Here is an 8,099-nt window from a genome sequence, read left to right as displayed (position 1 = left end):
TAAACAGGACATTTTCGTTTGGGGTATATTAGGACTTTATCATATACGGCTTATAGTGCTTGCCGGGAGGTTTTTTGTGTTGTTGAAAAAGCGGGTATCTGTGATATAATTTAACTATATATATCGGGAGGTGAGATATGTCTACAATAAGTGTAAGAGTTCCTGATAAGGAATTAAGTATTTTTGAAGAATATGCAAAAGCCAACAACAAGAGTTTATCAGAACTGATAAGAGAAATTATGATTGAGCATATAGAGGATGAGTACGACAAAAAAATATTTGATGAGTATGAAGATGATAAAAGACAAGGAAAATTAAAGATATATTCACATGAAGAGGTTTGGAAAGAACTTGGATTATGAGATATACTGTTGAATATACAAGTAAAGCGTTAAAATCCTTGAAAAAGCTTGATAAGTCGGTTTTGTTAATGATTAAGTCATGGATTGAAAAAAATTTGGTTGGGACAACAGAACCGAGAAGACATGGTAAAGGTTTGACATCAAACAGAAGCGGACATTGGAGGTACAGAGTTGGAGATTATAGAATAATTGCAGATATAGAGGATGAAAAGCTGATTATATTAGTGGTTGAAGTAGAGCATAGAAGTAGAGTGTACAAATAATAATGTAGCCTAAGAACTTGAGATTCTTAGGTTGCTTTTTATTATTTTAAATTTTCTTTCAGCCACTCAATAAGATTTTCATATCTTCCTTTGATATTTTCGTGGTGTCCGTATTCATCAAAGGTAGAGGTGACATTATCTAATCTGTCACTTAGAAGTTTGTGAAGTTTGTCGGAAAGTATCGGTGCGTTTGAAATTATATTGTTGTGTTTACCGCCCTCAGTCTTGCCGTTTTGCAAATAAAGAGATGCTTTTGTATTAAGTATCGTATTGTTCTCACAATAATCAAAAAATTGCGGATACCAAAACGAGCCGCAGAGTGAAAATATAATACTCGGAGCGGTAGTGTTATACAGACTGTATACCGCCGCCAATCCGCCAAGTGAGTAGCCTCCATAGGCGATTTTGTTTTCATCAATACTGTACTTACACAATAACTACGGAAGCAAATACTCAAATACCTGTGAGTGATATTCATCCAGTTTTCCGGCGAAATCAGGCATAGAAGGCTTTAGATTAGTTGCCCTCCAAGGTGTGAAGGCATCCGATCTGTTTTGTGGTATCAACCCCACAAGTATAGCTGTATCTTTTAAATCTCCAAGATAATTTATCTCACCGTCATTTAAAAGAATAAGTGGATATTTGTTTCCTTCATTATAATTGTTCGGTAAGGATATTTTTGTATCTAACATACTACTTATTTAAGAATGAATTTATATCTTCCAACGCATTGATTGAAGAAGTACCGTAATCCATTAACTCATCATATGATATAGTCATAATCTTGTCATTCTTTATTGCAGGAACCTCGGAGATAACCGCATTGGCTTTCATAAGGTCGACCGCCTTGGCATCAAGTTCTTTGTTTCGGTCACTTGTAACATAGATTATAACTTCAGGGGACATGGTAACCAAGTTTTCAAGAGTGAGATCTGATGTACCTGTTGCAACATTTGTATATCCGAGTGTATTAAGAATACTCTCCTGCAATGCGGATTTGTATGCACCGAAGGTCTGATCGTTGTATGCACACATAATAAGAGCGTTCTTTAATTCGCCGGTATTAGCCTTGTTTGCAGCTGTTACAGTATCGATTCTTTTTTGCAATTTATCTGCATACTCATTTGCTTTGTCCTGTATATTGAAGATGATACCTATATTTTTTACATCGTCAATAACGCTTTCAAGACTTTGCTTCATATTTGAAACGGAAGCTTTTTGAGTGTATACAGGTACTCCGTTTTGATTCCATGTATCCACACTGCCGAGAGATTTATCTGAGAACATCATATTTCTTCCGATAAGTATATCAGGTGTGTTTGAAAGTACCACTTCCTTTGATACGCTTTTTTTATCTCCGATATGAGGTATGGAAGAAACGGCTGCGGCATAATCAGAGCTTACTTCATTGTCGGGATTAAGCATTCCCACTATTTTATCCTGCAACCCCAGGTCTATAAGCAATTCGGTAGAAGATAAATTGTTTGTGATTACTCGCTCCGGAGCCTTGTCAAATACTTGTGATATCTCCTTGCCGTCCGCATCATATGTTGTTACTGTGACAGGATATGAGGTTTCTTTAGTGCCTGCGGTGCTTTCGGACTTACTCTCTGCTACAGTGCTTTCAACGGTTGTTAAAGCCTGCTCTGAAGAGGTACTTTTTTTTGTATCATTAGTGCCGCCGCATCCTACAATTGCAAGTGCTATACAAGTTGTTAAAGTTAAGTTTAGAATCTTTTTCATTATTTTTTCCTTTCATTTTAGATATATTCAATCATGGCTTGGTTGTCATCAGACCATGATATTTTACAATTTACTCCATATACATCTTTCATTGAACTTTCTGTGACAGTTTGTCTAGGTATGCCCTCGTACTTTATTTCACCTCCTTTCATAAGAAATAAACAGTCTGAAAACTTACATGCCAATTGAATATCATGAAGCACCGCAAGTACATTTATATTAAGCTCTTTTATAATATGAAGTATTTCAAGCTTATATTTGATATCCAAATGGTTTGTAGGTTCATCAAGCAAAAGCAATGAAGGTTTTTGTGCTATAGCACGAGCCAGAGCCACTCTTTGCTTTTCACCTCCTGAAAGAGAGGAGTAGGAGCGGTTTGCCTTATCAAACATTCCCACATCTTTTAGGGCGGCTTTTACAATATCAAAATCATTTTGTTTTTCAGACTGTAAAAAACTTATATGTGGACTTCTGCCGAGCATAACTATATCCTCCACATTGCAGTCAAAATTTATTTCATTGAACTGTGCCACCACAGCCATCTCTTTTGCGGAGTCCTTAAGTTTGATATTTTCAATATTTTTATTGTTTAATAAAATCTCTCCAAAGGTCGGCTTTAATACTCTGTAAATACTCTTTAAAAGAGTTGTTTTTCCACAGCCGTTGGGACCGAGTATTGTAAAAAACTTATTTCCTGATACATTCAGAGATATATTTTTTAATATCTGTTTGTCCTTTATGGAATAGGATATATTTTTACAAGTTAAATCCATTATTTTTGACCGCCTTTCTGATTTTTTATAACAATGTATATAAAGAAAGGTCCGCCGACCAGTGAGGTAAATATACCTATAGGTAACTCCGCCTTGTCTATAAGGCATCTGGCAAGTATATCGGCCCACAGCACAAACAGACTTCCAAGCATAGCCGAGAGCGGAATTATTTTTTTGTGGTCGGTGCCGATCAGAATGCGTGATATATGTGGGGTTATAAGTCCTACAAATCCTATAATTCCGCATTTTGCTACAAGAACTCCGGTAATCATTGATATAAACAGCATATATATAAGCCTGTAATTTTGAAGGTTTATTCCAAGTGTTATTGCAACCTCATCTCCCATAAGCATAGTATTCATTGTGCGGTACTGCGTCATAAAAAAGATAAGTGAGATGAGTACCGCAAAAAGCGGAAGAAGAATATCTGCCCATGTTGCACTTGCCAGTGATCCCATAGTCCAAAACTTGATAGTCATCATACTGTCGGAGTTTGCTCCTATGGATATGATGAAGTTTGAAAATGCACTGAATAAAGCGTTTACAACAGCACCTGAGAGTATCAGGCTCGTTGTGGTGATCTTTTTACCTATGGATGCGATGAACATAACTATGGCTGTGGATATAACAGAACCGAAGAATGCACCTATTCCGGTCATTGATTTAAGTCCAAGTATTATAAAGAATGTTGCACCGAATGTTGCACCGGCGGAGATACCTAGAATATACGGTTCTGAAATAGGATTATTTACGGTGGTCTGCATCACCGTTCCGCACAGTGCCAGCCCCACACCTGCTATAAGCCCCATAATTACTCTTGGTATTCTTATATTCCATACAATAGCCATAGTAGATTTTGATAAGTCTTCCACACTCATATGGAAGAGATTTGATTGTATGGTGGAGTAGGTATCTTTCAGGCTTATTCTTACAGCACCGAGAGATATACCTGACAGCAGTGAAGCTGCCAAGGCTATAAAAAGCACAATCAATAATATATTAAACTTTATATCGGTCTTATTCCTTGTCATAAGAATCCTCTCTTTTTAAAATAGTTAGATATGCCTAACAACATATAAATTATAGTTGAATTTAATTAAATTTCAATATAGTATAATATAAAGATATGGACTATTATTAAAAATATAATCCATAGAAAGGGGTATCATGGAAAAGGATTTCCTGATAAGCTGTCAAAAGGAGTACAGCTCAAGAAAATATTTTATTACCGGAATATCTTTGCAAAGCAAGGATGTTGGAATGCATATCTCATATGATACAGTTCACTCGGCATTTATCTATACTTTATCCGGAGAGGCCTTGATACAATTTAATGATGAAAGTTTCAAGGCGGATGAAAATACGATAGTACATGGTGCCGGAAATTAGAAAATAGATTTTAGTGTGGTTTCGGATGTGCCATTTGTACATTTAAATATTTATTACGATCCTGAAAATCCTTGGCACGGATGTAGTGATATAATGAATACGGCGTATGAGATAAGTGAATTTAACAAGGAAAATACATCCGAATTACTGTTTAAGCTTAAAAAATGTGCAAACAGTGTAAGTTTTGACGATCAAATCAGAAGTAGGATGATAGCGCAGCAACTGATACTCAGCTCTTTTTGTTATTCTATGCCCGATAAGGAAATAATGCAGATTGAAAATGCTATAGAATTGATGGAAAGCTCATATCAAAAGAGTCTGAGACTCGAAGATTTGGCTCTTGCCGCAAATATGAATAAGGCACATTTTTCATATACATTTAATAAAATCTATAATATAAGACCTATTGATTATCTTATAAGGCTTCGTCTCAGAAAGGCGGCAAAGATGTTGCTTGACGGAATGTCGGTTACGGAAGCCGCCATAAATGTAGGCTATCAGGATCCGCTTTACTTCAGCAGATTGTATAAAAAATATTTCGGTATCCCTCCGAGTAAGACGTGGAGGAAACGGTGATATTTTTAATAAAATTTGTTATACTGTAATAAAATTTTTAGTGAGGTAAATATGCAGGGAGCCGGAGAAAAAAAGAAAACTGTTATAATGGAAAAAATAAGAGATATAGTGGATATTTTTGTGGGTATATAAAATTATAAGCGTTTAGAAAGAAAAAGATAGAAATTTATATTAATTATTTGTGAGAGTTGACCTAACTATTAAACTATGATAGAATATTATTAAAATAAATATATGAAAATTCATATTATTTTTATCGGTATGTGATTTTATAATAATTGTAAGAGGTTATTATTGAAAAAATTATAGATAAAAGAGAATATTTAAAATATCAATGAAAATATAGCGATGTGGTATATGTTTTGATTGTTTAGAGCAAAATTAATTTTATCATTCTCTATTGTAAAAGTGTACTTTAAGGAGGTATGTATGAGAAAAAGATTTTTAAGTGTTCCGTTCGCCATTGTTTTTTCGATTTTTGCAGGTTTTCTGCAAACGCCTTTTTCTGCCGGTGTTATAAAAGACGGGGTTCAAAAAGCTTCACAAAATTCTGTGACCGGTGATGATAATTATAAAAAAATTTACAGAGATATCCTTACAAATTTTTATAATACAGGTGTAATAGGTAGTGTTGATGAGTTTTATGACAGTCCGGATGTAGATACCTACAAATCTATTGATGACTCTATATTGAATTTTTATTATTTTACTCTTGCAGATATTACAGGTGACGGACAAAGTGAAATAATAATTTTAAAAAGACGTACAAATTGGTTCTTTAATTCCGTAGTACAATATATGCGTATTTACAAGATATTTAACGGTAAGGCTGTACAGATTTATGAAAGTGGATCCTATAGTCCATATCTCTTCCTTGATAATAATATCATCGTTCAAGATTATAGTGAATGCAATAGGGATGATATAGGTATTTGGGCATATGATACATCCATTTGCAATTTTACACTGTTAGATGACGGTAAAGACAGTGAATTGATTGCCTCTGCAAAGGACTCATTGCAAAATAACAGAGTAAAACTGAGTTCAGACAGTATTATGGATTTTCCTGTAACTCCGGGAAATATTGCTGAATCGGTGGAAAAGCTGCCTGATCCGGGGATTGATCTATATCATAATATTACTAAAGAGTCTAAAGGCATTGCATCTTCCTACAAAAGCTTATATTCACCTATATTGCATGACTTTCATGATGATACTTCAAAATTTAAATTAATGGATATCACAGGTGACAACCGTGATGAGCTTATAGTTAAAGTTATGCCCAAAAGGGAGGATTTTTATGGGATTTACGGTATTTACGGTATTGTAGATGACAAGCCTCGTCTTATCGGATTTGTCACCAACAGTGGAGGAGATTTCTTTGTTTTTGATGACAATACACTGTTGTCCGTAGATTTCAGTGAATATGGTAACTATGGAAGTGAATTCCATTATTACAGTTATGATCCGGATATATCACGATTTACATTGGTAAAAGAAGGTCAATACAGAAACGGTGACAGAGATTATTTGAGAGAGCTTCTCAAAAAGCCTATAAAACTTCGTGAGTCGGATATTGATACGGACATTAATGATGCAAACATTGAGGCGGCTTTAAAGTAGTTATATCATTTATCACATTGTGATTGATAAATTGCTGAGATTTCTTAAAAAGTATTACTCAAATTACTCAAATTCCTGCAAAAGTAGTATAGTCCCGTCTTTGACAGTTTTGAAATATAAAATACCCTTCAAGCCCTGTGTTTTAGCGGCTTTGGAGGGTATTTATATTTCGTTTTGAAACTAAAAAAATAGTATTTTATTTTCCCTTACTTTGTTTTTTAATTGTTCTCATTTGACTTTTTGTTATAAATTCAAAATCTGTATTAAAATGACAAATCTCATGTAGCTTATCTGTAAGCTCCGTTCTTTTATATAGCGGTATAAAACCTTGCTCTTTTACATATGCAAAATTAAAATCCTTTAGGGTTTTTAGAATCTCTTCACATGTATATTTGTGTTCTAAAGCTTTCTCAAGATATCTGTAAATAATCAATGCTAAAAAACAAGTTAAGAAGTGAGCCGTAATTCTGTCAACTCTTTGTAAGTACACAGGCCTTGCCTCAAACTCGGTTTTCATAATTCTAAAGCACTCTTCGATTTGCCATCGCTTTTCACTTATACTTAGTATTTCACTTACATTATCGTCAAGTAGGTCTGTTGAGACGGCATACATACCGTCATACTTAGTTTCTTCATCTATTTTGTCTGTATTAAGAAAGCTATGTACATTTGCCTTTTCTCCATCATCAGTCACTGCAAGGCTGCTAATAAACCCGGCAGGGTCATTAGGATTTCTTCCTTCTTTTTTTACGCTACCTTTTTCAAGCATTAGCTTAGCTCTGTCAATTTATTTTTCTCTAATAGTTTTTTGGTATTTGGCATATTTAGGTGAATATGTGATGATAAGTCTCTGAGATAAATCCTTAGGTATATACGGAGCATCTTTGTAATATATAGCCTCATCATCCTTTGATATTTCTGCCAAATCTACTACTTTATCATCAGATAAACGTTTAAATCCTTTAGTGTCTAAAGCCCATTGTCTATCCTGTGCATTAAGCTTTTTTATAGATTGTGTAACGACAAAGGCTCTTTCGCCCATATGATTGTATTTTCTTATTTTTTCCGAACCGAGTCCTGCATCGCTACAGTAAATAAACTTTTGACAGTCAAACTCATTTAAAATCTTTTCTTCAAGAGGTTTAATAGAGGTTTGTTCATTAGCATTACCCGGAAATAGAGAAAAAGCAAGAGGAATGCCGTCACCATCCATAAACATACCCATTTGTACTATAGGATTTGGTCTGTGTTCCTTACTTTTGCCATATTTCTTAATTCCGTCTTCATCTTCAATCTCAAAATAATAATTGGTGCAATCATAAAAAAGAATCTTATCATTGCGTTTTCCTAATAAGTGGCTGTTTTTATAA

The 8,099-nt window shown here is 34.5% G+C and carries 10 protein-coding genes and 1 pseudogene; 5 read left to right on the top strand and 6 right to left on the bottom strand.

Annotated elements, in window-relative coordinates; genetic code table 11:
- The first annotated feature begins 137 nt into the window (after positions 1-137).
- Positions 138-362, top strand: coding sequence for a type II toxin-antitoxin system RelB family antitoxin (gene relB / locus ACO6FI_RS12790; RefSeq protein ID WP_274970812.1), 225 nt, complete (start codon positions 138-140; stop codon positions 360-362).
- A complete protein-coding gene (locus ACO6FI_RS12785) occupies positions 359-625 on the top strand; it encodes a type II toxin-antitoxin system RelE family toxin (RefSeq protein WP_485457668.1) in 267 nt (88 codons plus the stop codon). Before relB ends, ACO6FI_RS12785 begins: the two co-directional genes overlap by 4 nt.
- 41 nt (positions 626-666) lie before the next feature.
- On the opposite strand, the gene ACO6FI_RS12780 is transcribed toward ACO6FI_RS12785, so the two are convergent.
- The 5 genes from ACO6FI_RS12780 to ACO6FI_RS12760 are packed head-to-tail and all read right to left on the bottom strand — an operon-like array spanning position 667 to position 4,172.
- Positions 667-1,059: an alpha/beta hydrolase gene (locus tag ACO6FI_RS12780; protein ID WP_485457667.1), complete on the bottom strand. Its 393-nt coding sequence runs from the start codon at positions 1,057-1,059 to the stop codon at positions 667-669.
- Positions 1,060-1,062: 3 nt separating this feature from the next.
- Positions 1,063-1,317, bottom strand: coding sequence for a hypothetical protein (locus tag ACO6FI_RS12775; RefSeq protein WP_485457666.1), 255 nt, complete (start codon positions 1,315-1,317; stop codon positions 1,063-1,065).
- Between the two features lies 1 nt (position 1,318).
- Complete coding sequence (locus ACO6FI_RS12770) at positions 1,319-2,368, bottom strand: ABC transporter substrate-binding protein (protein WP_008752044.1); 1,050 nt, start codon at positions 2,366-2,368, stop codon at positions 1,319-1,321.
- A 17-nt stretch (positions 2,369-2,385) separates the two neighbouring features.
- Positions 2,386-3,141 carry an ABC transporter ATP-binding protein gene (locus tag ACO6FI_RS12765; protein ID WP_485457665.1) on the bottom strand — a complete coding sequence of 252 codons (756 nt, stop codon included), beginning with the start codon at positions 3,139-3,141 and terminating at the stop codon, positions 2,386-2,388.
- Entirely contained in the window at positions 3,141-4,172 is a 1,032-nt protein-coding gene (locus ACO6FI_RS12760) for a FecCD family ABC transporter permease (protein WP_485457664.1), read from the bottom strand. Before ACO6FI_RS12760 ends, ACO6FI_RS12765 begins: the two co-directional genes overlap by 1 nt.
- Positions 4,173-4,308: 136 nt before the next feature.
- Between ACO6FI_RS12760 and ACO6FI_RS12755 the strand changes: the two genes are divergently transcribed.
- The 3 genes from ACO6FI_RS12755 to ACO6FI_RS12745 all read left to right on the top strand — a co-directional run bounded on the left by ACO6FI_RS12755 (position 4,309) and on the right by ACO6FI_RS12745 (position 6,729).
- The gene (locus ACO6FI_RS12755; protein ID WP_485457663.1) at positions 4,309-4,530 is read left to right on the top strand and encodes a hypothetical protein; all 222 of its coding nucleotides are present in this window, start codon (positions 4,309-4,311) and stop codon (positions 4,528-4,530) included.
- 27 nt (positions 4,531-4,557) lie between these two features.
- Positions 4,558-5,106 (top strand): helix-turn-helix transcriptional regulator, encoded by a 549-nt coding sequence (locus ACO6FI_RS12750; RefSeq protein WP_485457662.1) that lies wholly within the window; start codon positions 4,558-4,560, stop codon positions 5,104-5,106.
- A 429-nt stretch (positions 5,107-5,535) separates the two neighbouring features.
- Positions 5,536-6,729: a hypothetical protein gene (locus ACO6FI_RS12745; protein ID WP_485457661.1), complete on the top strand. Its 1,194-nt coding sequence runs from the start codon at positions 5,536-5,538 to the stop codon at positions 6,727-6,729.
- Positions 6,730-6,925: 196 nt separating this feature from the next.
- Here ACO6FI_RS12745 and ACO6FI_RS12740 read toward each other — a convergent pair.
- Positions 6,926-8,099 (bottom strand): annotated as a pseudogene (locus tag ACO6FI_RS12740) (IS1634 family transposase); the annotation flags it as partial.

The sequence above is a fragment of the Lachnoanaerobaculum sp. genome (assembly GCF_057250505.1).
Note: the sequence above shows the minus strand (reverse complement) of the source record. Positions and strands in the feature narration are given on the sequence as shown.

What these genes read in the sequence shown, in the direction of transcription:
- relB (WP_274970812.1), top strand. Translation starts at nt 138, where the DNA reads ATGTCTACAATAAGTGTAAGAGTTCCTGATAAGGAATTAAGTATTTTT.
- ACO6FI_RS12785 (WP_485457668.1), top strand. Translation starts at nt 359, where the DNA reads ATGAGATATACTGTTGAATATACAAGTAAAGCGTTAAAATCCTTGAAA.
- ACO6FI_RS12775 (WP_485457666.1), bottom strand. Translation starts at nt 1,317, where the DNA reads ATGTTAGATACAAAAATATCCTTACCGAACAATTATAATGAAGGAAAC.
- ACO6FI_RS12770 (WP_008752044.1), bottom strand. Translation starts at nt 2,368, where the DNA reads ATGAAAAAGATTCTAAACTTAACTTTAACAACTTGTATAGCACTTGCA.
- ACO6FI_RS12765 (WP_485457665.1), bottom strand. Translation starts at nt 3,141, where the DNA reads ATGGATTTAACTTGTAAAAATATATCCTATTCCATAAAGGACAAACAG.
- ACO6FI_RS12760 (WP_485457664.1), bottom strand. Translation starts at nt 4,172, where the DNA reads ATGACAAGGAATAAGACCGATATAAAGTTTAATATATTATTGATTGTG.
- ACO6FI_RS12755 (WP_485457663.1), top strand. Translation starts at nt 4,309, where the DNA reads ATGGAAAAGGATTTCCTGATAAGCTGTCAAAAGGAGTACAGCTCAAGA.
- ACO6FI_RS12745 (WP_485457661.1), top strand. Translation starts at nt 5,536, where the DNA reads ATGAGAAAAAGATTTTTAAGTGTTCCGTTCGCCATTGTTTTTTCGATT.